Genomic DNA, 282 nt, shown 5'->3' with positions numbered 1-282 from the left:
GCGTCGTTGATGCCGTCGCCGAGATAGCCGACGACGTGGCCGCTGCGGCGGAGCGCCTCGACGATGCGTTCCTTCTGGTTCGGATCGATCTCGACGAAGAGATCGGTATTGCGGACATTGGCGAGAAGGCCGTTCTTCGTCAGCTTCGATAGATCCTGGCCCGTCATGATCCTGTCGGGCCGCAGGCCTACAGCCTCGGCCAGATGCGCGGCGACATAGCGGTTGTCGCCAGAAATGACCTTTACTCCGATGCCGCGATCGGCAAGGGCTGAAAGTGTTTCG

1 protein-coding gene is annotated in these 282 nt (G+C 61.3%); it reads right to left on the bottom strand.

The window, feature by feature from the left end:
- A partial coding sequence (locus EN808_RS36020) for an HAD family hydrolase (protein ID WP_135918285.1) occupies positions 1-282 on the bottom strand: 282 nt, incomplete at both ends.

The sequence above is a fragment of the Mesorhizobium sp. M8A.F.Ca.ET.165.01.1.1 genome (assembly GCF_004792065.1).
Classification (GTDB): Bacteria; Pseudomonadota; Alphaproteobacteria; order Rhizobiales; family Rhizobiaceae; genus Mesorhizobium.
Note: the sequence above shows the minus strand (reverse complement) of the source record. Positions and strands in the feature narration are given on the sequence as shown.